This is a genomic window from Rhizobacter sp. J219, assembly GCF_024700055.1.
Classification (GTDB): Bacteria; Pseudomonadota; Gammaproteobacteria; order Burkholderiales; family Burkholderiaceae_C; genus Rhizobacter.
The window spans coordinates 2,596,872-2,621,084 of sequence record NZ_JAJOND010000001.1 but is presented as its reverse complement, the minus strand read 5'-3'; the positions used below and the strand labels follow the sequence as shown (position 1 = coordinate 2,621,084).

General features: G+C 66.8%; 19 protein-coding genes and 1 pseudogene. 19 read left to right on the top strand and 1 reads right to left on the bottom strand.

Going from position 1 to position 24,213, the window contains the following annotated elements; genetic code table 11:
* Window positions 1–173: 173 nt before the first annotated feature.
* The 19 genes and pseudogenes from LRS03_RS27060 to LRS03_RS11905 all read left to right on the top strand — a co-directional run.
* A pseudogene (locus LRS03_RS27060) lies at window positions 174–962 on the top strand (AMP-binding protein); the annotation flags it as partial.
* Complete coding sequence (locus tag LRS03_RS27055; protein ID WP_489739927.1) at window positions 954–3,320, top strand: MupA/Atu3671 family FMN-dependent luciferase-like monooxygenase; 2,367 nt, start codon at window positions 954–956, stop codon at window positions 3,318–3,320. The pseudogene LRS03_RS27060 and the gene LRS03_RS27055, both read left to right, overlap by 9 nt.
* 89 nt (window positions 3,321–3,409) lie before the next feature.
* Window positions 3,410–9,943 (top strand): type I polyketide synthase, encoded by a 6,534-nt coding sequence (locus LRS03_RS11985; protein ID WP_257825644.1) that lies wholly within the window; start codon window positions 3,410–3,412, stop codon window positions 9,941–9,943.
* Window positions 9,940–11,175 (top strand): crotonyl-CoA carboxylase/reductase, encoded by a 1,236-nt coding sequence (ccrA, locus tag LRS03_RS11980; protein WP_257825643.1) that lies wholly within the window; start codon window positions 9,940–9,942, stop codon window positions 11,173–11,175. The genes LRS03_RS11985 and ccrA overlap by 4 nt, the downstream gene beginning before the upstream one ends.
* Before the next feature lie 58 nt (window positions 11,176–11,233).
* Window positions 11,234–12,223, top strand: a complete 990-nt coding sequence (locus tag LRS03_RS11975; RefSeq protein WP_257825642.1) for a glycosyltransferase family 2 protein — start codon at window positions 11,234–11,236, stop codon at window positions 12,221–12,223.
* Entirely contained in the window at window positions 12,220–13,254 is a 1,035-nt protein-coding gene (locus LRS03_RS11970; protein WP_257825641.1) for a glycosyltransferase family 2 protein, read from the top strand. The genes LRS03_RS11975 and LRS03_RS11970 overlap by 4 nt, the downstream gene beginning before the upstream one ends.
* Window positions 13,223–14,347 (top strand): hypothetical protein, encoded by a 1,125-nt coding sequence (locus tag LRS03_RS11965; protein WP_257825640.1) that lies wholly within the window; start codon window positions 13,223–13,225, stop codon window positions 14,345–14,347. Before LRS03_RS11970 ends, LRS03_RS11965 begins: the two co-directional genes overlap by 32 nt.
* Before the next feature lie 81 nt (window positions 14,348–14,428).
* Window positions 14,429–15,292: a diiron oxygenase gene (locus LRS03_RS11960; protein ID WP_257825639.1), complete on the top strand. Its 864-nt coding sequence runs from the start codon at window positions 14,429–14,431 to the stop codon at window positions 15,290–15,292.
* Between the two features lie 31 nt (window positions 15,293–15,323).
* Window positions 15,324–15,575, top strand: a complete 252-nt coding sequence (locus LRS03_RS11955; RefSeq protein ID WP_257825638.1) for a hypothetical protein — start codon at window positions 15,324–15,326, stop codon at window positions 15,573–15,575.
* The gene (locus LRS03_RS11950; RefSeq protein ID WP_257825637.1) at window positions 15,575–16,642 is read left to right on the top strand and encodes an AMP-binding protein; all 1,068 of its coding nucleotides are present in this window, start codon (window positions 15,575–15,577) and stop codon (window positions 16,640–16,642) included. The genes LRS03_RS11955 and LRS03_RS11950 overlap by 1 nt, the downstream gene beginning before the upstream one ends.
* Window positions 16,612–16,908, top strand: coding sequence for an AMP-binding protein (locus LRS03_RS11945; RefSeq protein ID WP_257825636.1), 297 nt, complete (start codon window positions 16,612–16,614; stop codon window positions 16,906–16,908). The genes LRS03_RS11950 and LRS03_RS11945 overlap by 31 nt, the downstream gene beginning before the upstream one ends.
* Before the next feature lie 10 nt (window positions 16,909–16,918).
* On the top strand, window positions 16,919–17,182 hold the full coding sequence (locus LRS03_RS11940) for an AMP-binding enzyme (protein ID WP_257825635.1): 264 nt from the start codon (window positions 16,919–16,921) through the stop codon (window positions 17,180–17,182).
* Window positions 17,179–18,036 (top strand): WecB/TagA/CpsF family glycosyltransferase, encoded by an 858-nt coding sequence (locus LRS03_RS11935; protein WP_257825634.1) that lies wholly within the window; start codon window positions 17,179–17,181, stop codon window positions 18,034–18,036. Before LRS03_RS11940 ends, LRS03_RS11935 begins: the two co-directional genes overlap by 4 nt.
* On the top strand, window positions 18,033–18,899 hold the full coding sequence (locus tag LRS03_RS11930) for a polysaccharide deacetylase family protein (protein ID WP_257825633.1): 867 nt from the start codon (window positions 18,033–18,035) through the stop codon (window positions 18,897–18,899). The genes LRS03_RS11935 and LRS03_RS11930 overlap by 4 nt, the downstream gene beginning before the upstream one ends.
* Window positions 18,896–19,879, top strand: a complete 984-nt coding sequence (locus tag LRS03_RS11925) for a glycosyltransferase family 2 protein (protein WP_257825632.1) — start codon at window positions 18,896–18,898, stop codon at window positions 19,877–19,879. The genes LRS03_RS11930 and LRS03_RS11925 overlap by 4 nt, the downstream gene beginning before the upstream one ends.
* 186 nt (window positions 19,880–20,065) lie before the next feature.
* Window positions 20,066–20,485, top strand: a complete 420-nt coding sequence (locus LRS03_RS11920) for an SxtJ family membrane protein (RefSeq protein WP_257825631.1) — start codon at window positions 20,066–20,068, stop codon at window positions 20,483–20,485.
* A gap of 16 nt (window positions 20,486–20,501) precedes the next feature.
* On the top strand, window positions 20,502–20,651 hold the full coding sequence (locus LRS03_RS11915; protein WP_257825630.1) for a DUF5989 family protein: 150 nt from the start codon (window positions 20,502–20,504) through the stop codon (window positions 20,649–20,651).
* A gap of 7 nt (window positions 20,652–20,658) precedes the next feature.
* Window positions 20,659–22,488 carry a carbamoyltransferase family protein gene (locus LRS03_RS11910; RefSeq protein ID WP_257825629.1) on the top strand — a complete coding sequence of 610 codons (1,830 nt, stop codon included), beginning with the start codon at window positions 20,659–20,661 and terminating at the stop codon, window positions 22,486–22,488.
* A gap of 63 nt (window positions 22,489–22,551) precedes the next feature.
* Entirely contained in the window at window positions 22,552–23,709 is a 1,158-nt protein-coding gene (locus LRS03_RS11905; RefSeq protein WP_257825628.1) for an SGNH/GDSL hydrolase family protein, read from the top strand.
* Here the strand turns inward: LRS03_RS11905 and LRS03_RS27050 are convergent.
* Window positions 23,706–24,122 carry a hypothetical protein gene (locus tag LRS03_RS27050; protein WP_489739926.1) on the bottom strand — a complete coding sequence of 139 codons (417 nt, stop codon included), beginning with the start codon at window positions 24,120–24,122 and terminating at the stop codon, window positions 23,706–23,708. The genes LRS03_RS11905 and LRS03_RS27050 overlap by 4 nt on opposite strands.
* Window positions 24,123–24,213 lie beyond the last annotated feature (91 nt).

Here is a 24,213-nt window from a genome sequence, read left to right as displayed (position 1 = left end):
CCGCGACCCAGAAAGACCCGCGCGTGCAGCCGGTCGCGCTGCTCATCGTTGACCAGCTCGACGGTGCCGCCGCGCTGACGGGCAGCGAACTCACCATTGCCGTGACCGCCGACGGCGCACAAAGCCGCTGGATCTTCGACGCTTCCAAGCTTTCGCGCGGCACCGTGTCTGCGATGCAGCAGCAGGCCGCCGAGTTGTTGAAGGCCGCCGAAGCCGATGCCACGCGCGCCCTCGCCGAGCTCCCCCTGTGGGACGCCGCAGAGCGCAGCCGCGTGCTCGACCAGTGGAACGCCACCGACGCGCCGGCCCGCACCGACGCCTGCGTGCACCGCCTCTTCGAAGAGCAGGCCGCCCGTACGCCGAACGCGACCGCGGTGACCTGCGAAGACCAATCGCTGACCTACGACGAACTCAATCGCCGCGCCAACCAGTTGGCCCGCCGCCTCAAGTCGCTGGGCGTTGGCCCCGACGTGCTGGTGGGCCTGTGCGCTGAGCGCTCGGTGGAAATGATGATCGGCCTGATCGCCATCCACAAGGCCGGTGGCGCTTACGTGCCGCTGGACCCGAGCTACCCGAAGGACCGCATCGCCTACATGGTCGAAGACTCCAAGGTGCCGGTGCTGCTGACGCAGGACCGTGTGGAGTTGCCCAAGCACAGCGCCAAGGTCATCAAGCTCGACACCGACTGGGCCTCGATCGCCACCGAGTCGGCCGAGCCCTTCGACGGTGGCGCCGAGCCGCAGCACCTGGCCTATGTGATCTACACCTCGGGTTCGACCGGCAAGCCCAAGGGCGTGATGGTCGAGCACCGCAACGTCGTCAACTTCTTCGCGGGGATGGATCACCACCTCGGTGAAGACGGCCCGGGCACCTGGGTGGCGGTGACCAGCCTCAGCTTCGACATCTCGGTGCTCGAACTCTGCTGGACGCTCACGCGCGGCTTCCATGTCGTCATCGCCACCGGCGAAGAGCGCTCCGGCGCGGCCCCGCGCGGCGCGGCCGCCTCGCGCCCGCTCGACTTCAGCCTCTTCTACTTTTCGGCCAACGAAGCCGAAGGCGAGGGCCAGGAGAAGCACGACAAGTACAAGCTGCTGCTCGAAGGCGCCAAGTACGGCGACCAGCATGGCTTCTCGGCGGTGTGGACGCCCGAGCGCCACTTCCACGCCTTCGGTGGTCTCTATCCGAACCCGGCTGTGGCCGGCGCCGCGATAGCCGCGGTCACCGAGCGCATCAAGATCCGCGCTGGCAGCGTCGTGCTGCCGCTGCACCACCCACTGCGCGTGGCCGAGGAGTGGTCGGTCGTCGACAACATCTCGAAGGGCCGTGTCGGCATCTCGTTCGCGTCCGGCTGGCAGCCGAACGACTTCGTGCTGAAGCCTGAGAATTTCGCCGACAACAAGAACATCATGCTGCGCAACATCGAGACCGTGCGCAAGCTATGGCGCGGCGAGAAGTGCAGCTTCCCCGGTGCCACCGGCACCGATGTCGAAGTGGGCATCCTGCCGCGACCTGTGCAGAAGGACCTGCCGTACTGGGTCACCTCCGCTGGCAACCCCGAGACCTTCATCGCCGCCGGCAAGCTTGGCGCCAATGTGCTGACCCACCTCCTGGGCCAGACGGTGGAAGAGCTCGACGGCAAGCTCGCCGCCTACCGCAAGGCCTGGAAAGATGCTGGCCACCCGGGCGAGGGCTACGTGACGCTGATGCTGCACACCTTTGTCGGCCCCGATGAAGCCGAGGTGCGCGCCAAGGTCAAGCAGCCGCTGATCGACTATCTCAAGACCTCGCTCAACCTCGTCAAGCAGTACGCCTGGTCGTTCCCCGCGTTCAAGAAGCGCGAGGGCATGGACGGCCCCAACTCCACCGCCAGCCTCGACCTGCAAAGCCTCAGCGACGAGGAGATGCAAGGTCTGATGGAGCACTCGTTCAACCGCTACTACGAGACCAGCGGCCTCTTCGGCACGCCCGAGAGCTGCCTGAAGCAGGTCGATGCGATCAAGGCGATCGGCGTCGACGAAGTGGCCTGCCTGATCGATTTCGGTGTGGACTCGCCGTCGGTGCTCGCGCACCTGGAGTACCTGAACGAGCTGCGCAAGAACGCCACGCCACGCCGTGCCGCCGCGACCGTCAACACCGACTACTCCATCCCCACGCTGCTCAAGCGCCACCAGGCCACGCACCTGCAGTGCACGCCGTCGATGGCGCGCATGCTGCTGCTCGACCCGGCGGCGGCCGATGGTCTGCGGGGCCTCAAGCGCATGATGGTCGGCGGCGAAGCGCTGCAGGCGCCGCTCGCCCGCGAGCTGAAGGGCGCGATCGCCAGCAACGGCCACCTGATGAACATGTACGGCCCGACCGAGACGACCATCTGGTCGTCGGTGCACCGGGTCGACACCGTCGATGGCATCGTGCCGCTCGGCAAGCCGCTGGCCAACCAGGCGATCTACATCCTCGACACCCGCCAGCAGCCCACGCCGGTCGGCGTGCCCGGCGAACTCGTGATCGGCGGCAAGGGCGTGGTGCGCGGCTACCTGCACCGCCCTGAGCTGACCGCCGAGCGTTTTCTGCCGCACCCGCTGAAGGGCGCGGCCGGCGGCCGTGTCTACCGCACCGGCGACCTCGCGCGCCTGCGTGATGATGGCTCGCTCGAATTCCTCGGCCGCTTCGACCACCAGGTGAAGGTGCGCGGCTACCGTATCGAGCTGGGTGAGATCGAGGCCTCGTTGCTGAGCCACACCGGCGTGCGTGAGACGGTGGTCGTCGCACGCGAAGACACGCCGGGCGACGTGCGCCTGGTTGCCTACATCGTGCCGTCGGCGAAAGACAGCGCGCCCGCGGCCGAGCTGAAGGAGCACCTGCGCACCCGCATGCCCGACTTCATGGTGCCGGCGCACTTCGTCACGCTCGACGCATTGCCGCAGACGCCCAACGGCAAGATCGACCGCAAGCAGCTGCCTGCGCCCGAGGCGAGCAAGGCGCCCGTCGCGACCGAAGCCTTCGTCGCCCCCGCGAGCGACCTCGAAGAGCAGATCGCTGCCATCTGGAAAGACGTGCTCAAGCTGCCGCAGGTCGGCGCACGCGACAACTTTTTCGACCTCGGTGGTCACTCGCTCCTGGCCGTGCAGGCTCACCGCCGCCTGCGTGACGCGCTGCAGCGCGACATCTCCATCACCGACATCTTCCGCTTCCCCACCATCCAGAGCCTGAGTGCCTATCTGGGCGAAGGCGGTGTGGACGACGCCGGCGCCAAGGCCGGCAATGCGCGTGCGCAGGGCCGCCGCGCCGTGCTGCAGCAGCGTCGCCAGGCCACCCGCGTCTGACAAACCCGCTCGACACAAGAAGAAGTTTCAGGAATCCGACAACCGATGAACCGCTCGACAGAGGCAGGCTGCCCGCAGGGATTGAACGCATGACCGACGAGGTGAACGAGACCGACATCGCCATCGTGGGCATGGCGATCCGCGTGCCGGGGGCCTCGAACCCCGAGGAGTTCTGGGCCAACCTGCGCAACGGCGTCGAAGCCACGCGCACCTACACCGACGAAGAACTGCTCGCCAAGGGCGTGTCGCAGAGCACGCTGGCCGACCCCAACTATGTGAAGGCCGGCATCCAGCTCCAGGACCTCGACGCCTTCGACCCCGAGTTCTTCGGCTTCAGCCAGAAGGAAGCGGCGATCCTCGACCCTCAGCATCGCCAGTTCTACGAAATCTGCTGGGAGGCCCTCGAACGCGCCGGTCACCCGCCCGAGACCTTCGAAGGCGCGGTGGGCCTCTTCGCGGGCTGCGGCATGGGCGCGTACTTCACCTTCAACCTGCTCTCGAACCCCGAGCTGGTCGATTCGGTCGGCCTCTTCCTGTTGCGCCACACCGGCAACGACAAAGACTTCTTGTCGACGCGTGTCTCCTACGCCTTCAACCTGCACGGCCCTTGTGTCAACGTGCAGACCGCCTGCTCGACCTCGCTCGTCGCCACGCACATGGCGGTGCAGAGCCTGCTCTCGCGCGAGTGCGACATGGCGCTGGCCGGTGGTGTCACGATCGAGATTCCGCATGGCGTGGGCTACCACTACAAGGAAGGCGAGGTGCTCTCGCCCGACGGCCATTGCCGCACCTTCGACCACCGATCCAAGGGCACCGTGTTCGGCAGCGGCGCCGGTGTCGTGGTGCTGCGCCGCCTGGAAGACGCGCTGCGCGACGGCGACCACATCCATGCGGTGATCAAGGGCAGCGCGGTCAACAACGACGGTGCCCGCAAGGTCGGCTACCTCGCCCCGAGCGTCGACGGCCAGGCGGCGTGCATCACCGAAGCGCTGGCGGTGTCCGACGTGACCGCCGACACGCTGAGCTATGTCGAATGCCACGGCACCGCCACGCCGGTCGGTGACCCGATCGAGATCGCCGCGCTCACGCAGGCCTTCCGCGATACCACCGACAAGGTCGGCTACTGCAAGGTCGGCTCGGTCAAGACCAACATCGGCCACCTCGACACCGCCGCCGGTGTCGCGAGCCTCATCAAGGCCACGCTCGCACTCGAGCACAAGCAGATCCCGCCGTCGCTCAACTTCGAAGCGCCCAACCCGCGCATCGGCTTCGAGGGCAGCCCCTTCACCGTGGCCGCCAAGCTCGCCGACTGGACAACCGATGGCGGCCCGCGCCGCGCCGGCGTCAACTCGCTGGGCGTGGGCGGCACCAATGCCTTCGTCGTGCTGCAGGAGCCGCCGGCCCGCAAGCCGAGCGCCCTCGACGACAGCACCCAGGTGTTGTTGCTCTCGGCCCGCAACCGCAAGGCGCTCGACGACAACGCCAAACGCCTCGCCGCCTGGCTGCGCGACCATCCCGAGCAGCCGCTGGCCGACGTGGCCTACACGCTGCGTGTGGGTCGCCGTGGCTTCGAGCAACGCCGTGTGCTGGCGGCCACCAGCCGCGAGGAAGCGATCGCACTGCTGGAAGGCAACGACGCCAAGCGGGTCTTCAACCACACCAACGAACTGGAGCACCCGCAGGTGGTGTTCATGTTCCCGGGCGGTGGTGCGCAGTACGTGCGCATGGGCGCCGGCCTCTACGAGAAAGAGCCCGTCTTCCGCGAGTGGGTCGACAAGGGCCTCGCGATCCTGAAGAACCGCTTCAACGCCGACCTTGCGTCCGTGTTGCTGGCCAAGGAGGTGACGCCCGAGCTGAGCGAGGCGATCGCCAAGCCCTCGGTGCAGCTTCCGTTGACCTTTCTGGTCGAGATCGCGCTGACCAAGCTGTGGGAGTCCTACGGCGTCAAGCCCGACATGGTGATCGGCCACAGCATGGGCGAGAACGCCGCGGCCTGCATCGCCGGGGTGTTCTCCTTCGAAGATGGCCTGGGCCTCTTGCTGCTGCGCGGCCAGCTGGTCGAACAGACCCCGCGCGGCTCGATGATCAGCGTGCCGATGGCCGCCAAGGAGCTGAGGCCGCTGCTCGGCTCGGAACTCGACCTCGCCGCGTCGAACAGCCCTCAGCTCTCGGTGGCCTCCGGGCCGCCAGAGCCCCTGGAAGCGCTGGCCGCCAGGCTGAGCGCGATGGATGTGGACAGCCAGCGCGTCAAGGTCGACGTGGCCGCGCATTCGCGCCTGCTCGACGGCATCCTGCCGCGCTTCCGCCAGTACCTGCAGAGCATCCAGCTCCACGAGCCCAAGCTCAAGGTCATCTCCAACTTCACCGGCAAGTGGCTGGAGCCGGGCAAGGCGCGCGACCCGGAGTACTGGGTCCAGCACTTCCGCAATTCCATCCTCTTTGCCGACGGCGTGGACACGCTGCTCGAGAACGACAACCTGGTCTTCCTCGAAGTCGGCCCGGGCAACATGCTCGGCTCCTTCGTGCGCCAGAACCCGCGCTCGCCGACGCAGCGCGTGCTGTCGTCGATGCGCCATCCGAACGACCCGCTGCCCGACCATGTGTACTTCCGCACCGTGATGGGCCGGCTGTGGGCGCTGGGCGTCGACTTCGACGCGACGCGCCTGTGGGGCAAGAACCGCCACCGCGTCACGCTGCCGAGCTACGCCTTCCAGCACGGCCACTATTGGATCGAACCCGGCACCGGCAAGCTCGGCGCCGGCCGTGCCGATGCCGAGCGCCCGCTGCGCCAGGCCGAGATGGCCGACTGGTTCAAGAAGCCGCGCTGGGTGCAGCAGGGCATCCTCGACTCGAACGACGAGCCCAAGACGTGGCTGGCCTTCCACGGTCGCGAGCCGCTGTCGCTCGCGATGGTCTCGGGCCTGCGCGAAGACGGCCACACCGTGATCTCGGTGCTGCCGGGTGACACCTTCAGCCAGGTCGACGACACCACCTACACCATCGCCGCCGAAGCCGGCGGCGTGGGCTACCCCGAGCTGATGCAGTCGCTGGAAGAGCGCGGCATCGTGCCCGAGCGCGTGCTTCACACCTGGCTCGTGACGCTCGATCGTGCCTTCCGTGCCGGCTCCACCTTCTTCCATCGCAACCAGGAGCACGGCTTCTATTCGCTGTTCCACCTGGCGCGTGCACTCGCCAAGGCCGGCCTCGCCGACCGTGGCCTGCACATGACGGTCGTTTCCAACGGCGCGCTGCGCGTGGGCGACGAGGCCTTGCTGTTCCCCGACAAGGCGACCGCGCTCGGCCCGGCGGCCGTGATCCCGCGCGAGTTCCCGAACGTCACCTGCGCGTTTGTCGACGTCGACCTGGGTGCTCCACGCACCGGGACGAAGCGCACCTCGCAGAACGACCTCGCGCTCGCCAAGATGGCGGCCGACGTGAGCGGCGAGCTGCTGGCCGAGCCGGGTACGCGCGTGATCGCGTGGCGCAACGGCGTGCGCTGGGAGCGTCATCTCAGCAACGTCAAGTCGCCGGCTGGCGAGCTGCCGAAGACGAAGCTCCCTGCAACAAAGTTAAGAGAGGGCGGCGTCTACCTGATCACCGGTGGCCTCGGCGGCATCGGCGGCCTGATGGCCGAGTGGCTGGCCCGCGAGTACAAGGCCAAGCTCGTGCTGCTGGGCCGCACGCCGCTGCCGGCGCGTGGCGAGTGGGATGCGTGGCTGGCCGAACATGACGCCGGCGACTCCATCGCCCAGGGCATCCGCAAGGTGCGCCAGCTCGAGTCGCTGGGCGCCAGCGTGCTGCCGCTCTCGGCCGACGTGGCCGTGGCCGACCGCATGAAAGAAGTGGTGGACGAGGCGCGCGCCGTGTTCAAGCAGATCCACGGCGTGTTCCACGCAGCCGGCACGATCCGCGACAGCCTGATCCAGGTGAAGAGCCCGCGCGACATCGAAGACGTGTTCTCGGCCAAGGTTTACGGGACGCTGGTGCTGGACGAGATCTTCCGCGAGCAAGCGCTCGATTTCATGGTGCTCTTCTCGTCGACCAGTACCTACATCGCACCGAGCGGCCAGATTGATTACGTGGGCGCGAGCGCCTTCGTCAATGCGTTTGCCGAGTCGTGCCGCGGTGCGCGCCCGTACCCCGTCACCTCCATCGCCTGGGGCATCTGGAAGGATGTCGGCATGGTGGGCCAGCTGGGCGCGCCGGCCGATGCGGGGCAGAACAACGACGCAGGCGTGACGCAAGGCCAGCCGCTGCCCGTCCACAACCCGCACTTCGACAAGCGCTTCTCGGCCCGTGATGGGCTCGCGCAGCTGGAACTTTTCACCGGCGTGCTCAAGAGCACCGACTGGGTGATCGACGAACACCGCCTCGGCAGCGGCGAAGCGCTGCTGCCCGGCACCGGCTACCTCGAACTGGTGCGCGCTGCGCTGGCCGAGCTGGGTCAGACCAGCGGCTGGCAGCTGAGCAACCTCGTGTTCGAAAACCCGCTCTTCGTGGCCGACGGCAGCAGCCGCGAATTCCGCGTCCGCCTGCGGGGCGACGAGCAACGCTGGGACGTGGAGATCCTGGCCGCTGCAGAGCAGCCGGGCCGCTTCGTGCGCTGCGCGACCGCGCGTGTCACGCCGGCCAAGGGCGATGCCTCGGCGCCGGTGAAGATCGCCGAGATCGAGGCCCGCTGCACCGGCAAGAGCGAAGTTGCCGCGGGCTCTGGCGCGCTGCGCACGCGGCAGGAGAGCCACATCAAGTTCGGCCCGCGCTGGCGGGTGCTGAAGCGCCTGCAGCTTGGCCAGACGGAAGCCATCGCCCACCTGCAGTTGCCGCCCGAGTTCCACGGCGACCTCGCGACGAACGGCTTGCACCCCGGCCTGCTCGACATCGCGACCGGCTACGCCATGGACCTGATCCCCGGTTACGCCGACCAGGACGTGGTGCAGAACCTGTGGGCGCCAATCTCCTACCGCGGCCTGCGCTTCAACGCGCCGCTCGCCGGCGAGATCCACAGCTGGGTGCGCCTCGCGAGCGAAGGTTCGGTGGCGAGCGACTTCGCCGCCTTCGACGTGACGCTCACCGACACGCAGGGCCGTGTGCTCGCCGAAGTCGACCGCCTGACGCTGCGCCGCCTCGATGGCCCGTGGCATGCGCCCAAGCCCGAAGCGGGCGTGGATGCCGCAGGCGAGGGCGCGACCGAGCCTGCCGCTCGGGCCAAGACCCTCTCGCCCGGCGAGATCGCGCTGCGCCACAACGTGAGCCAGGGCATCGCGCCGGCCGACGGCCTGAAGGCCCTCGACCGCATCTTGCGCGGCGACATGCCGAGCGAAGTGATCGTGAGCTCGATGAAGATCGGCGAGTTGATCGCACAGGCCGAGTCGCTCAGCCGCGCTGCGCTCAGCAGCGGCGAAGCGCGCTTCTCGCGCCCCGAAGCCGACAGCGATTTCGCGCCACCGCGCGACAGCTTCGAGAAGGGCCTGGCCGAGCTGTGGGGCAAGCTGCTCGGCGTGGAAGGCGTGGGCATCCGCGACAGCTTCTTCGACCTGGGCGGTCACTCGCTGATCGCGGTGCGTCTCTTCAACGAGATCGCCGACAAGTTCGAGGTCGACCTGCCGATGTCGGTGCTGATGCAGTCCCCGACCATCGAGGGCCTGGCGACGCTGGTGCGGGGCGATGCCTACAGCGAAGAAGCGGCCGCGGCCGAAGCGGAGAACGGTGCCGCCGCCGCGCCGCGCCAGAAGGCCGAGTTGCGCTTCCGCCACGTGGTGCCGATGCACACCGGCCCAGTGGCCGGCCGCACGCCGCTCTTCGTGGTGGCGGGCATGTTCGGCAACGTACTCAACCTGAGCCACCTCGCGCACCTGCTGGGCGAAGACCGGCCGTTCTACGCGCTGCAGGCGCGTGGCCTGTACGGCGACGTGGAGCCGCACGACAACTTCGAAGAGGCCGCGGCCGACTACATCGCCGAGATCGTGCAGATCCAGCCGCAGGGCCCGTACCTGCTGGGCGGCTTCTCGGGTGGCGGCCTGATCGCCTACGAGATGGCACGCCAGCTGATGGCCAAGGGCGAGGAGGTGCAGGGCGTGCTGATGCTCGACACACCGGCGCGCGAGATCCCCAACTTCAGCCTCGGCGACAAGCTCACGATGCTGCTGCAGAGCGCGCAGCGCGAAGGCCTCGGCATCGTCGGCAAGAAGATCGCCGCCCGCATCGAGTGGGAGAAGGAAAAGCGCCGTCGCCAGGAAGAGCGCGCTGCCAACAACGGCAACGCTGCGGCCGAGGCCAACACGGCCAACTTCCAGTCGCGCCGCATCGGCGATGCCTTCTTGCGCGCCTTGGCGAAATACAAGATTCCGAAGGTCCCGGTGAAGGTGGCGGTGTTCCGCCCCAAGCTGGATGTGAAGTTCCGGCTGTCAGGGGGACGGCTGGTGGATTCCTACCGCAACTACGTCCGTGAAGACAACTTCTGGACGCCGCACGTCGGCCACCTGCAGGTGTTCGAGGTGCCGGGCAACCACGACAACATGGTGCTCGAGCCCAACGTGCGGGTGCTGGTGTCGCTGTTGCGGCGGGTGATCGAGGGCCTGAGCAAAGGCTCCAGCCAGGACGAGAAAAAGGGAGTGACCGCATGAGCACGAAAGACCTGTACGAACTCGGCGAGATGCCGCCGCTCGGCCATGTGCCGGCCAAGATGTATGCGAGCCTGATTCGCCCTGAGCGCTATGGCGAGCCCGAGCAGGCGTTCAAGGTGGAGGTGGTCGACACCCCGAAACCTGGTCCGCGGCAGGTGCTGGTCTACGTGATGGCCGCGGGCATCAACTACAACAACGTGTGGGCCGCGCTCGGCACGCCGGTCGACGTGGTCGCAGCGCGCCGCAAGCAGAACCCGGCCGCCGAGGCCTTCCACATCGGTGGCTCCGATGCCTCGGGCATCGTATGGGCGGTGGGTGAGGGCGTGACCAACGTCCGCGTGGGCGACGAGGTCGTGCTCTCGTGCGCGATGTGGGACGAGAACGCCGCCGACATCCAGGCCGGCGCCGACCCGATCACTTCCACGAGCTGCAAGATCTGGGGCTACGAAGAGAACTGGGGCTCGTTCGCGCAGTTCACCCGCGTCGACGATTACCAGTGCTTCAAGAAGCCGCCCAAGCTCTCGTGGGAGGCCGCGGCCGCCTACATGCTGGTCGGCGCCACGGCCTACCGCCAGCTGATGGGCTGGGAGCCGCACACGGTGAAGCCGGGCGACCCGGTGCTGATCTGGGGCGGCTCGGGCGGCCTCGGGTCGATGGCGATCCAGATCGTCAAGGCCAAGGGCGGCATCCCGATCGCGGTGGTCTCGTCGGAAAGCCGCATGGAGCACTGCCGCAAGCTCGGTGCGCACGGCGTGATCAACCGCACCGACCCGTCGTTCACCCACTGGGGTCGCCTGCCCGACACCGCCGATGCGGCAGCCTATGCCGAATGGATGAAGGGTGCCAACGCCTTCCGCAAGAAGTGGTCGGAGCTGCTGGGCTCGCGCCAGGGCCCGCGCATCGTGCTGGAGCACCCGGGCGAGTCGACCATCCCGACCTCCATCCTCGTGTGCGACAACGCCGGCATGGTGGTGATCTGCGCCGGCACCACCGGCTACAACGCCGACGTGGACCTGCGCTACCTGTGGATGCGCCAGAAGCGCCTGCAGGGCTCGCACTTCGCCAACACCGAGCAGTGCAAGGCGCTGAACGACATGGTGATCGACGGCCTGGTCGACCCGGCGCTGGCCGATGTCTTCGAGTTCGACGAAGTGGGCAAGGCGCACCAGCTGCTGCACACCAACACCCACCCGTCGGGCAATCTGGCGATTCGGGTCAACGCGCGGGCATGAGCGCGCCGGGCCGCTCCCAAGCGCGAATCCCGGAGCGTTTTGCGCGGAGGGTCGTCCAGTGAGCGCGACGCCACGCGTCGTCATCTCGATCGTCGCCTACAAGGGTGCCGATCTCACCATCGACTGCCTGCGTTCGATCGAGCCGGAGTTGCCGTCGGTGCCGGGCATGCGTGTCATCGTGGTCGACAACGCCTCGCCCGATGGGGCGGCCGACCGCGTGGCCCAGGCGATTGCCGACAACGGCTGGGATGCGTGGGCCACGCTCATTCGTGCGCCCGGTAACAACGGCTTTGCCGCCGGCAACAACATCGCGATCCGCCAGTCGCAGGACGCCGACTACGTGCTGCTGCTCAACCCCGACACGATCGTGCGGCCGGGTGCGCTGCGCACGCTGCTCGATTTCATGGTCGAGCACCCGAAGGTCGGCATCGCCGGTGGCCGCAGCGAAGACCTCGATGCGACACCGCAGATGTGCTGCTTCCGTTTCCCGAACGCGGTGAACGAGGTGCTGGGCTACCTGGGTATCGGCGTGCTCGATCGCCTGTTCGCCAAACGCCTGACGCGTGTCGGCATCCCGCAGCAGCCGGTGCCTGTCGACTGGGTGTCGGGGGCCTACATGCTGATCCGCAAGGGCGTGATCGAGCAGATCGGTCTGATGGACGAGACCTACTTCCTCTACTTTGAAGAGACCGACTACACCCGCCGCGCCAAGCTGGCCGGTTGGGAGGTGTGGCATGTGCCGCAGTCGCGCATCGTGCACCTCGTCGGCCAATCGAGTGGCGTGACGGTGCGCAATGCGCCGAAGAAGCGGGTGCCGGGCTACTGGTTCGACTCGCGCCGGCGCTACTTCGTGCTGCACCACGGGCGCCTGTATGCGGCGCTGGCCGACATCGGCGTCGTGCTGGCTTACCCGATCGGGCGCCTGCTCGATGCCCTGCGCCGCAGGCCGAATCGGCATGCCCCGCATTTCATTGGCGACTTCGTGCGCCACAGCGCAGTCGTCAAGGGCGAGCCGGGTCCGCTGCAGTTGCGGCGAGTGGAGCCATGACCTCGCCTGCGCGGGTGCAGGTCGTCATCGTCAACTACAAGACCGGCCGGCTGGCGGTCGATTGCCTGCGATCGCTGGTCGACGAGGTGGCGGCGGTGCCGGGCACCGTCGTCACCGTGGTCGACAACCGCTCGGGCGATGACTCGACCGAGGTGATCGCGAAAGCCATCGCCGCCGAAGGCTGGTCATCGTGGGCGCAACTGCTGCCAGCGCCGGTCAACGGCGGCTTCTCGTACGGCAACAACTTCGCCGTGCGGCGGACGTTGAACGACACCAACGGCCCCGCCTACTACTGGCTGCTCAACCCCGACACCCGCATCAAGCCTGGTGCCCTGCGCGCCCTGGTTGACTTCCTCGATGCTCACCCGAAGGCGGGCATCGCCGGCAGCCGTTTCCTGCTCGAAAGCGGCGAAGCCTGGCCCTACGCCTTCCATTTTCCGAGCATCTGGAGCGAACTCGCCGGCGGCCTGCGCCTGAGCCTGGTCGCCCGGCTGATGAAGAACCGGGCCGGACTGCGCCTGATGGGTGACCAGCCGGCCGAGGCCGACTGGCTGCCCGGCGCCAGCCTGCTGGTGCGCCGTGAGGTCTTCCAGACCATCGGCCTGATGGACGAGGGCTACTTCCTCTACTTCGAGGAAACCGATTTCTGCCTCGCCGCCCGCCGTGCCGGCTGGCAGACCTGGCACGTGCCGCAAAGCGTGGTGCTGCACCTCGTCGGCCAGAGCACGCAGGTCAGCGGCCACCATGCGGCCAAGAACCGGCGGCCGGCGTACTGGTTCGAGTCGCGCCGCCGCTACTGGGTCAAGAACCACGGCTGGTTCTATGCGGCGGCGACCGACCTCCTGTGGGTGCTTGCCTTCCTGACCTACCGGCTGCGCAGTGTCGTGCAGCGCAAATCGGGCGAGTACCCTCCGCACTTCCTCGGCGACTTCCTGCGCCATTCCGCCCTGTTTCATCGCGGCCTGCCCTTCAATGCAGCCGTTTCGCCGTCTCCCGACCATGGCCATCCAGATCGTTCCCCACAGCGCTGAGTGGCGCGAAGCCGTCCAGGCCTTCAACGAGCGCATGCGCGCCGGCGGTTCCGGCTGGAGCTTCTATGTCGACCCCGTGCCCGACTGGATTCCCCCGCGCGACGGCCAGAACGTGTGGCGCGAGTACCACCTGGCGGTGGAAGACGGTGAAGCGGTGCGCGGCTGCTTCGCCCTCAAGCCGCAGGACTGGCTGATCAACGGCCAGGTCCAGGTCGTGACCGACTGGCAGGGCCCGTTCTCCGAAGGTGTGATCGACACGCGGCACGGCATGCTGGGCCTGCGCATGATCCGCGACATGCTGAAGAAGCGCCCGCTGCTCTACAGCTGGGGCCACGGCGGCGACGACCAGCCAGTAGTGCAGATGCTGCGCAAGATGAACTGGCTCCTGCACCCCACGCCGTTCTGCCTGCTGGTGGTGAAACCCTTCCGTTTCCTGCGGCTCAATGCCCTGCTGCGGCAAACCGCGGCCCGCCGTTTGCTGCTGGACCTCGGTGCCTGGACCGGCCTTGGCTGGCTGGGCCTCAAGGCGCTTCATTTCGGCCTCAAGCTGAAAGCCAAGGGCGGCGGATTCAAAGCCACCGCCATGGAAGTGCCCAACTTCGGACCCTGGGCCGATGCTTTGTGGGAGCGCTGCAAGAGCAGCTACAGGGCGATTGCCGTGCGCGACGCCGCTTCGATGAACGCCCTGGCCCCTGAAGGCGCCTGGCCGCCCGTCACCCGCCTCAAGGTGGAGCGCGACGGACAGGTCATCGGCTGGGCGCTGGTGATGGACACGCACATGAAAGGTGAGCACCGTTTCGGTGACCTGCACGTGGGCTCCATCGTCGACACGCTGGCGCTGCCGTCCCAGGCCGGTGAGGTGGTGCATGCCGCGACCCGGCATTTGGTGACAAAGGGTGTGGACATCGTCGTCTCCAACCAGGCTCACCCTGATTGGGCCAAGGGCTTTGCGCAAAACGGCTATGCCGTGCTGCCCGACAAACGGTTGTTTGCGATGTCGCCCCAGCTTCAGGAAGCGCTGGAACCCTTCACAGAAGTGTCAAAAGGCCTGCACCTGACAAATATGGACGGCCACGGGCCGATGGCCCTGTAGCGTCCCGGCTTCGCGGGATTGCTTTTGACTTGACTTCGTGCCGATACTTTCGGCTCAAATTTTGTTACCAGGGACGCTGACATGGAAACCGCATCTGAGCTGGCCGTTCGCCTGACCAAGGCCTCGCGCAAGAAGCTCTGGGATGTCTACAACTTCTTCGAATGGCCCGAGGCGCTGGACGCCAACGCCTGGTACATGCCGCCCGAACTGATCTCGCTCTATGGCACACCGGCCTGGGACGCGCTCACCGAGGAGCAGCGCAAGCGCCTGAGCCTGTATGAGCTCGGCAACTTCTTCAGCCTAGTCCTGCAGGGCGAGCGCCCGCTGGTGGCCGGCCTGGTCGACCGCCTGTACGCCAAGGGCAACAGCACGTCCGTCAACGAATACCTGCATCACTTCGTCGACGAAGAAAACAAGCACATGGTGATGTTCGGCGAGTTCTGCAACCGCTACGTCGGCAAGGTGTACCCCGAGAAGAAAATCATCCTGCCCCGCGAATACGCCAAGGGCGAGGAAGAGGTCGCCTTCTACTGCAAGGTGATGGTCGTCGAGGAACTGGGCGATTTCTACAATCTCGCCATCGAGAAGGACGAGCGCTGCGATCCGCTGGTGCGCGAGGTCAACAAGGTCCACCACATCGACGAAGCCCGTCACCTGGCCTTTGGCCGCGTGCAGCTCGCGGAGCTCTTCAACAAGTTCGCGCCTGGATGGTCGGCCGAGACGCTGGCCGGCTTTCGCCAGTGGCTGGGCGACTACCTGCGCGCCTCCTGGGGCGACTACTACAACCCGACGATGTACCGGGATGCGGGCCTCGCCGACTCGTACGAGTTGCGCCAGATGGCGATGAGCCACCCGGTGTGCGCCGAGTTCCGCAAGCGCGCGTCGTCCAAGGTCGTCAACTACTTCATCAAGACCGGCCTGCTGGCCGAGGAGCCTGCGCTCTGAGCGCCGGGGCCACCCAACAGACCCCAAGCACATGCAAGAACAAGAGATCAGGGCCAAGCTGCGCGACTGGATCGTCAAGCACTCCAAGGCCCCGGGCAAGGCGAACTTCGGCGACGACACCAAGATCCTCGAAGAGGGCATCCTGTCCTCGCTCGACATCGTCGAATTCGTGCTCTTCATCGAGAGCCTGCGCGGCGAAGACATCGACACCGACGACATCGAGCCCGCGGTCTTCACCAGCATCAACACGCTGTACACGGCGTTCTTCACCCAGGTGGCCTGATGCCCCACGACGCGCGCAGCCTCCGCAGCGGCTTCCTCAAGTCGGCAGCACAGCACGGCGATCGGCCGGCGCTGCAGCTCGACGGGGTGGTGCTGAGCTACCGCGAGCTGCGTGCACGTGCGGCCTCGCTGGCGCAGACGCTGCAGAAGCATGCGCCGGCTGGCGAGCCTGCGTTGACGGCCGTCTTCGCACACCGATCGATCACGGCTTATGCGGGCGTGCTCGGCGGCCTCTTCCGTGGCCACGGCTATGTGCCGCTCAACCCCGGCTTCCCCACCGACCGCACGCGCGGCATGCTGATCCGCTCGGAATGCCAGAGCCTGATCGTCGACGCCCATGGCGCGACTCAACTGGCCGAAGTGCTGCAAGGCGTGGAGCGTCCGCTGGTGCTGCTCTTGCCCGACCACGACGACGTGAGCGAACTGGCTGCCGTGTGGCCGCAGCATCGTTTCCTCGGCAAGGCCGACCTCGCCGACAGCAACGGCTGGGCCGAGGGCCCGGTCGACCCCAACGGCATCGCCTACCTGCTTTTCACCTCGGGCAGCACTGGCCAGCCCAAGGGCGTGATGGTGGCGCACCGCAACGCGGTCCCGTATGTCGATGCGATGGTCGAGCGCTACGCCGTCACCGAGCACGACCGCTTCTCGCAGACCTTCGACCTGACCTTCGACCTCTCGGTGCACGACATGTTCGTCTGCTGGGAGCGCGGCGCCTGCCTTTGTGCGCCGACGAACGGCCAGAAGATGTTCCCGGGGAAATACATCACCGACTGCGGCATCACCATGTGGTTCTCGGTGCCGTCGACCGCGGTGCTGATGGGCAAGCTCAAGATGCTCAAGCCGGGCAAGTACCCGGGCCTGCGCTTCAGCCTCTTCTGCGGCGAAGCGCTGCCGGTCGAAATCGTGCAGAAGTGGGCCGAGGCCGCGCCGCAATCGATCCTCGAAAACCTCTACGGCCCGACTGGAGCTTCACGATCGCCTGCACGCTCTACCGCTGGAACAACGAGACATCTCCCGCACAAGCCGAGATGGGTGTCGTGCCGATCGGTGAACCCTATCCCGGCATGAAGGTGCTGGTGGCCGACGAGCAGCTGCGCGAAGTGCCGGTCGGTGAAGCCGGCGAACTGCTGATGACTGGCCCGCAGCTCACGCTTGGCTACTACAAGGATGCCGACCGCACGGCCGCTGCCTTCGTCGTGCCGCCGGGCCAGAGCGAGGTGTACTACCGCACGGGCGACCGTGTGCGCCGCCCGCAACCTGGGCAGCCGCTTGTCTACTTCGGCCGCATCGACAACCAGATCAAGATCCAGGGCTACCGCGTGGAGCTTCGGTGAGATCGAAGCGGTGATGCGCCAAGAGGCCGGCGTCGATGTGGCCATCGCCATCGGCTGGCCGGTGAATGCGAGCGGTGCTGACGGCATCGTCGGCTTCCTCGGGGCGGACAGTGCCGATACCGATGCCATCCGCCAGCGTGTGATCTCGCGCCTGCCGCCGTACATGCACCCGAGCGAGCTGCGCCTCGTCTCCGAATTCCCTCTCAACGCGAACGGCAAGGTCGACCGCAAGGCCCTGCTGGCCTCGCTCGCGCAACCGGCTGCCATCGCATGAACCCGATGAGCCCCAACGACATCGCCACAGTGCCCGGTGCGCTGTCGCCGGTCTTCGTGCCGGCACCGCCGCCGGCCGAGAGCAGCATCCTGCCGGTGCTTGGGGTGCCGGTGACCGACGTGACCATGGAGCATGCGCTCGGCCTCTTGCAGAACATGCTCTACGAGCAGCCGCGCCGTGCGCACTCGGTCTACTTCGTCAACGCGCACACGCTCAACAATGCCTGCGACAACCCCGCCTACCGCCACGTGCTGCAGTCGGCCGACCGTGTGTTCGGCGACGGTACCGGCGTGCGTTGGGCCTCGCGCATCCTGCACGGCGTGACCCTCAAGGACAACGTCAACGGCACCGACCTCGTGCCGCTGATGTTCTCGCGCTGGGCCAACCAGGGCCTGCGCTACTTCCTGCTCGGCAATACGCCGGAGCGCATCGCCATCGCCGCCAAGCGTGCGCAGGAGATGTTCCCCGGCTGGACGCTCGCGGGTTATCACACCGGCTACCTCGGCCCGGACGACCACGCCAAGGTGATCGAGAAGATCAACGCCTCGGGCGCCGACCTGATGCTCGTCGGCATGGGCAACCCCAAGCAGGAGCAGTGGATCCACGATCACCTCGACCAGCTGACCGTGCCACTGTGCCTGGCGACCGGGGGGCTCTTCGATTACTGGGTGGGTGACCTGGTGCGGGCGCCGAAGTGGGTGCGCAAGTTGGGTTACGAGTGGCTGCACCTGCTGAGCCGCCAGCCGCACAAGGCGGGCCGTTACCTGATCGGTAATCCGAAATTCCTCGGTCGCATCGTGCGCAGCTGGCTTCTCCGCCACGACAAGCGCCACGACCGCAAACGACATCCATGACCATCTCCACGCTTCGCTGGATCGTCAAAAAGACTGCCCGGACCGCGATGGTGCTGGGCAGTTTCATCAGTGGCTCCCTCGCGCTGCGTCGCCTGGCCGGCCGTGGCACGACGACCATCCGCGTGATCACCTACCACCGCTTCGGCGATGCGGTGCGTGACCCGTGGTGCGTGAGCGCCGCAGCTTTCGAAGAGCAGATGCGCTGGCTGGCCGAGCACAAGCTCGCGGTGTCGCTGGAGCAGGTGGAGCGTTTCGCGCGCGGCGAGATCGATCTGCCCAATGGCTCGGTGCTGGTCACCATGGACGATGGATTCAGCAGCTGGCTGAACATCGCCACGCCCATCCTGCAGCGTCACGCCATTCCGGCGGTGGCCTACGTGACGACCAGCTTCGTCGGCACGACCAGCATCTCGGGCGAGCCTTACCTCACTTGGGACGAGGTGGCCAAACTGTCGAAGGCAGGCCTCACGATCGGCTCGCATGCGCACATGCACCGCTCGATCGCCAAGCTCACGACCGACGAGATCCGCGAAGAAGGCAGCCGCTCGAAGGCGCTGCTGGAGCAGCACGTCGGCGTGCCGGTGCGATCGTTCGCCTACCCCTTCGGCATGCGCACCGACGAGAGCGAGACCACGGCGCGCGTGCTCTCCGAGTGCGGCTACGACAGCATCTTCATCGCCCAGCACGGCATCCTGCGTCGGGGAGCGCCTCTCGCGCGCCTGCCGCGCGTGAAGGTGGAGGGCGGCGACGCGCTGTGGATGTTCAAGCTGCTGTGCCGAGGCGGCATGGACGGCTGGAAGCTTGTCGACGACACGCTCTGGAAACTGCAACGCCCGGCGGCTGCCGAGCAGGCGCAGTCATGAGCCTTCCGGGTGTTGCAGTTGTCGCCATCGGGCGCAACGAAGGCGAGCGCCTGCGGGCCTGCCTGACTTCGGTTGTCGGCACCGCGGAAGTCGTGGTCTATGTCGACTCTGGCTCCACCGACGACTCGGTCGCGATGGCGCAGGCCAAAGGCGTGCACGTGGTCGTGTTGCCGAAGGACGTCGTCTTCACCGCCGCCCTCGCGCGCAACGCCGGCTGGCGCCATGTGCTCGAACTGGCGCCGCACATCGAGTTCGTCCAATTCGTCGACGGCGATTGCGCGGTCGATCCGGCCTGGCTCTCGACGGCGCAAGAGTTCCTGAAGAGCCACACCGACGTGGCCGCCGTCTGCGGCCGCCGCCGCGAGCGTTACCCCGAGCGCTCCATCTACAACTTGCTGTGCGACCAGGAATGGGGCTCCGCCGCCGCCGGTCAGACCAAGGCTTGTGGTGGCGACGTGATGATCCGCGCCGCCGCGCTCGTGGCAGTCGACGGCTACAACCCCAAGCTGATCGCCGGCGAAGAGCCCGAGTTGTGCGTGCGCATGCGCGCCAAGGGCTGGAAGGTCTGGCGCCTGGCCGCCGAGATGACCTTGCACGATGCGGCAATGTTTCATTTCAGCCAGTGGTGGAAGCGCTCCATGCGCGCCGGCTACACCTTCGCCGAAGGTGCGCACATGCATGGCAAGCCGCCCGAGCGGCACCGTGTGGTCGAGTCGCGCCGCACCTGGATCTGGGGCCTCGTGATCCCGCTCGTGGCCGTGCTGGGGGCGATCGTGGTGAGCCCGTGGCTGCTGGCGTTGCTGCTGCTCTACCCGGTGCAGATGCTGCGCGTCTATGTCGCATCGGCCGGCTCGACGCGTGGCCGTGCCGCACGCGCCTTTTTCATGGTGCTCGGCAAGTTCGCCGAAGTGGCGGGGCAACTCAAGTTCCTGCGCCTGCGACTGTCGGGCCAGACGGCCCGGTTGATCGAATACAAGTAGTTCGAAAGCGGTGCAAGGTGGTGCGGGAAGCACCTCCGGCGCACTGCGGCGATGCGTGATTTATCGCATGCGGCTCGGGCCTCTATTCGGGGGGAACCCCCTCGTTTCGACCCGCGCTGCAATCAGCTTTTCAGAGGCTGCGGGATACACTCGCTGCGCTCAAAACAGACCACCAGGAGTGCTTGCATGTCCCATGAAGACCTGACCCGCGAAGACGAGGTCGAAGGCTCTTCCGATCGCTCGTTTGGCATCGTGTTTGCGGTGGTGTTCCTCATCATTGCTGCCTGGCCTTTGCTGCATTCGGGTGCGATCCGCTGGTGGTCGGTGGGTGTTGCCGGTGCGTTCGCTGCGGTCGCCGTGGTCATGCCGAGCATCCTCGCGGTGCCGAACCGGCTGTGGATGAAGTTCGGCCTGCTGCTGGCCAAGATCGTGAGCCCCGTCGCGCTGGGCATCCTCTTCTACCTGGTCTTCACGCCCATCGGGCTCGTGATGCGCATGGCGGGCAAGGACCCGTTGCGCCTGAAGGCCGACCCTAACGCCAAGTCGTACTGGATCGACCGTGAGCCTCCTGGCCCGCCGCCGCAATCCATGACCAACCAATTCTGAATACCGGGAGCACGCAATGTCGATGATCAAGGAACTGTGGGCTTTCATGCGTGCCCGCAAGAAGGTGTGGCTGTGGCCGATCTTCCTGATGATGGCGCTCCTGGGCATGCTGATCGTGCTGGCCAAGGGCTCGGCCGTCGCACCGTTCATCTACACCCTGTTCTGAGCCGACGATGCGCATTCTCGGGATATCTGCCTACTACCACGACAGCGCCGCTGCGCTGGTGGAAGACGGCGTCATCGTGGCCGCGGCACAGGAAGAACGTTTCACGCGCAAGAAGCACGACGCGAACTTCCCCACCCACGCGATCGACTACTGCCTGAAGCGCGCCGGGGTGGGCCTGGAAGGCGTCGACCGTGTCGTCTTCTACGACAAGCCCTTCCTGAAGTTCGAGCGGCTGCTGGAAACCTACCTCGCTTTTGCGCCCCATGGTTTCAAGTCGTTCCGCATGTCGATCCCGCTGTGGCTGCGCGAGAAGCTCTTCCTGAAGGACTTGCTGCAAAAGGCCTTCCAGAAGATCGACACCGCCAAGAAGTGGAACGGCGAGTTGCTCTTCAGCGAGCACCACCTGAGCCACGCGGCCAGCGCGTTTTTCCCGTCGCCCTTCGAAGAGGCGGTGGTGCTCACGATGGACGGCGTGGGCGAATGGGCCACCACCTCGGTGGCCATCGGCCGTGGCCACCAGCTGGAGGTGCGCAAGGAAATCCACTTCCCGCACTCGCTCGGACTGCTGTATTCGGCGATGACGTACTACACCGGCTTCAAGGTGAACTCGGGTGAGTACAAGGTCATGGGCCTCGCGCCGTACGGCGTGCCCAAGTATGTCGACCTCATCTACAAGCACCTGATCGACGTCAAGCCCGACGGCTCGTTCCGCATGGACATGAGCTACTTCAACTACGCCACCGGCCTCACGATGACGAACGACAAGTTCGCCAAGGTGTTCGGTGGCCCGCCGCGCAAGGCCAGCGAACCGCTGACGCAGCACCACATGGACCTGGCGGCCTCGCTGCAGGCCGTGACCGAAGACATCGTGCTCAGGCTCACCCGCTCGCTGCGTGAAGAGACCGGCATCGACAACCTGTGCCTCGCCGGCGGCGTGGCGCTCAACTGCGTGGCCAACGGCAAGGTGCTGCGCGACGCAAAGTTCAAGAACGTCTACGTGCAGCCGGCGGCCGGTGACGCGGGTGGCGCGCTTGGTGCTGCGCTCGTGGGCTACCACATGCAGCTCGACCAGCCGCGCACCGTCGACGGCGACAAGATGCGCGGCTCCTACCTGGGCCCGCAGTTCGACCAGGCCGACATCGAAGCCCGCCTGAAGGCGGCCGGTGCGAAGTTCGAGACCCTCTCCGACGAGGCGCTGCTCGAAACCTCGGCCGCCGACCTCGCCGAAGGCAAGGCCATGGGCTGGTTCCAGGGCCGCATGGAGTTCGGCCCGCGGGCGCTCGGCAACCGCTCCATCATCGGCGACCCGCGTTCGCCCTCGATGCAGAAGACGCTCAACCTCAAGGTCAAGTATCGCGAGTCCTTCCGCCCGTTCGCACCTTCGGTGCTGCGCGAGAAGGTGGCCGAGTGGTTCGAGCTCGATGGCGACAGCCCCTACATGCTGATGGTGGCCGACGTGGTCAAGTCGCGCCGGCTGGAAATGACGCCTGAGCAGCAGAAGCTCTTTGGCATCGACAAGCTCAACGTGCCGCGCTCCGACATCCCGGCCGTGACGCACGTCGACTACTCGGCGCGCATCCAGACCGTCGAGAAGGACGTCAATCCGCGCTACCACGCGCTGCTGTCGGCCTTCGAGCGCAAGACGGGCTGCCCGGTGCTGGTCAACACCAGCTTCAACGTGCGCGGCGAGCCCATCGTCGGCACGCCGGAAGACGCCTTCCGCTGCTTCATGGGCACCGAACTCGACGTGCTCGCGGTCGGCAACTGCTACCTGCGCAAGGAGCAGCAGGACCCGTCTCTGAAGCAGAACTACGAAACGGCCTTCGAACTCGACTGAGCGTCGAAGCGAACAGGGGCGGCCCGTGCGGCCGCCTTTTTTCATTTGGAGAGCGGGGCGAAGATGAGTTCTCTTAAAAGCAAGCTGCAGTCCGCCGGACTTGCCGTGGTGGCGATTGCCGTGTCGGTGCTGCTCGCCGAAGGCGCCTCGCGCCTCGTGGTCGATGCGGCCGACTTCCTCAACGTCGACCCGGTGGCCGATGCGTATCTCGGCCACAAGCTCGCACCCGGTGCGGGCGGGCACGACGAACTGGGCTTTCGCAATCGTTCGGTGCCGGCGCAGGCCAACATCGTCGCCATCGGCGACTCGATGACCTACGGCTCTGGTGCGCCGCGTGACGGGGCCTGGCCGCAGCAGCTGGCCGTCTTGAGCGGCGACAGCGTCTACAACATGGGCCTGGGCGGCTACGGCCCGCTGCAGTACCTGCACCTAGCCGGCCACCAGGCCAAGCAGTTCAAGCCCAAGCAGCTGCTGGTGAGCTTCTATTTCGGCAACGACTTCATCGACGCCGCCATGCTGCCGCAGAACCTGCCGAACTGGGCCTCCTGGAGACCGAGCGGTGCAGCTTCCGCGCCTGCGGCCGCACCCGCCGTGGCACCGAGCGAAGCCGCGCCCAAGCCGACCAAGCGCGGTGGTGCGTTGCGCGACTGGCTCTCGCGCCACAGCGTGCTCTACGGCCTGCTGCGCACCACGGTGCTCGCGCCCTTCGCGGTGGCCGAGCAGAAGAAGCTCGCCGACAAGATGACGCCCGACGAGCGCATGAGCTGGTCCGACCCGGCCGCGCCCGACATCAAGACCGTGTTCACGGCACAGCAGCGCGCTTCGGCGCAAGACCAGACGCAGCCCACCATGCGAGAGGGCATGGAGATCACCAAGCGCGCCTTCGCCGCGATCAAGGACGAGGCCGACAAGCAGGGCATCCCGCTGCGCGTGGTGCTGATCCCGACACGCGAGCGCGTCTACTGCGCCTACCTCAAGTCGACCAAGGCCAACCTGCCGCCGGCGCACCTGAAGCTGTGCGATCTGGAAGAGGCCAACAAGACGGAGCTGCTGCAGGCCTTCCAAGCCAAGGGCATCGCCTACGTGGATCCGACTGCGGCGATGGAAGAGCAGGTGCGCCAGCACGTGCAGATCTACCCGCCCACGTCCGACGGCCACCCGACCTCGCTCGGCCACAAGGTGATCGCCGAGGCGGTGCTGGCGTCGCTGAAGAAGCCTTAAGGTTCAGATCGGGCGAGGGCCGGCGCCAGCAGGGCCATGCCCTGCGCCCAGGCCTCGGCCGTCGGCGCCAAGGCCTGCCTGGCGTCAAAGGTGCGGCGCGCGTTGACCACGCGGGCACCTTTCAGGATCAGTGCCTTGCTCTCCTGCGCGATCACGTCGAACTGCTCAGCCGCCGCGGACAGCGGCGCTTCGGGCCGGTAAGGCTGCAGCCAGCGCAGGCAGGCGGCCGCCAGCTCGAAGGCAGCGCCCAGCTGGCGCACCGTCGTGAAGGCCCATGCGTGGTAGTGCGCGAGGCCGCGTTCGTGCAGCTGCGGCAGGTCACTGGCAAAACGTCCGGCGAAGCGTTCGACCGGGTTGCTCGCCGGGCGCCAGGCGAAATGCTCCTGCAGCAATTGCCATGACACCTCGGCCATCGCGTCGGGGGTACGTCGCTGCAGCCGATCGAACCGCACCAGTTCGGCATAGAGCGGCAGTTCGCGAGGCTGAAAGAGTTGCCGGAAGTCT

Coding starts and splice junctions, on each gene's coding strand:
- LRS03_RS11985 (WP_257825644.1), top strand. CDS start 3,410: ATGACCGACGAGGTGAACGAGACCGACATCGCCATCGTGGGCATGGCG.
- ccrA (WP_257825643.1), top strand. CDS start 9,940: ATGAGCACGAAAGACCTGTACGAACTCGGCGAGATGCCGCCGCTCGGC.
- LRS03_RS11970 (WP_257825641.1), top strand. CDS start 12,220: ATGACCTCGCCTGCGCGGGTGCAGGTCGTCATCGTCAACTACAAGACC.
- LRS03_RS11965 (WP_257825640.1), top strand. CDS start 13,223: ATGGCCATCCAGATCGTTCCCCACAGCGCTGAGTGGCGCGAAGCCGTC.
- LRS03_RS11960 (WP_257825639.1), top strand. CDS start 14,429: ATGGAAACCGCATCTGAGCTGGCCGTTCGCCTGACCAAGGCCTCGCGC.
- LRS03_RS11955 (WP_257825638.1), top strand. CDS start 15,324: ATGCAAGAACAAGAGATCAGGGCCAAGCTGCGCGACTGGATCGTCAAG.
- LRS03_RS11950 (WP_257825637.1), top strand. CDS start 15,575: ATGCCCCACGACGCGCGCAGCCTCCGCAGCGGCTTCCTCAAGTCGGCA.
- LRS03_RS11935 (WP_257825634.1), top strand. CDS start 17,179: ATGAACCCGATGAGCCCCAACGACATCGCCACAGTGCCCGGTGCGCTG.
- LRS03_RS11930 (WP_257825633.1), top strand. CDS start 18,033: ATGACCATCTCCACGCTTCGCTGGATCGTCAAAAAGACTGCCCGGACC.
- LRS03_RS11925 (WP_257825632.1), top strand. CDS start 18,896: ATGAGCCTTCCGGGTGTTGCAGTTGTCGCCATCGGGCGCAACGAAGGC.
- LRS03_RS11920 (WP_257825631.1), top strand. CDS start 20,066: ATGTCCCATGAAGACCTGACCCGCGAAGACGAGGTCGAAGGCTCTTCC.
- LRS03_RS11915 (WP_257825630.1), top strand. CDS start 20,502: ATGTCGATGATCAAGGAACTGTGGGCTTTCATGCGTGCCCGCAAGAAG.
- LRS03_RS11910 (WP_257825629.1), top strand. CDS start 20,659: ATGCGCATTCTCGGGATATCTGCCTACTACCACGACAGCGCCGCTGCG.
- LRS03_RS11905 (WP_257825628.1), top strand. CDS start 22,552: ATGAGTTCTCTTAAAAGCAAGCTGCAGTCCGCCGGACTTGCCGTGGTG.
- LRS03_RS27050 (WP_489739926.1), bottom strand. CDS start 24,122: ATGGCCGAGGTGTCATGGCAATTGCTGCAGGAGCATTTCGCCTGGCGC.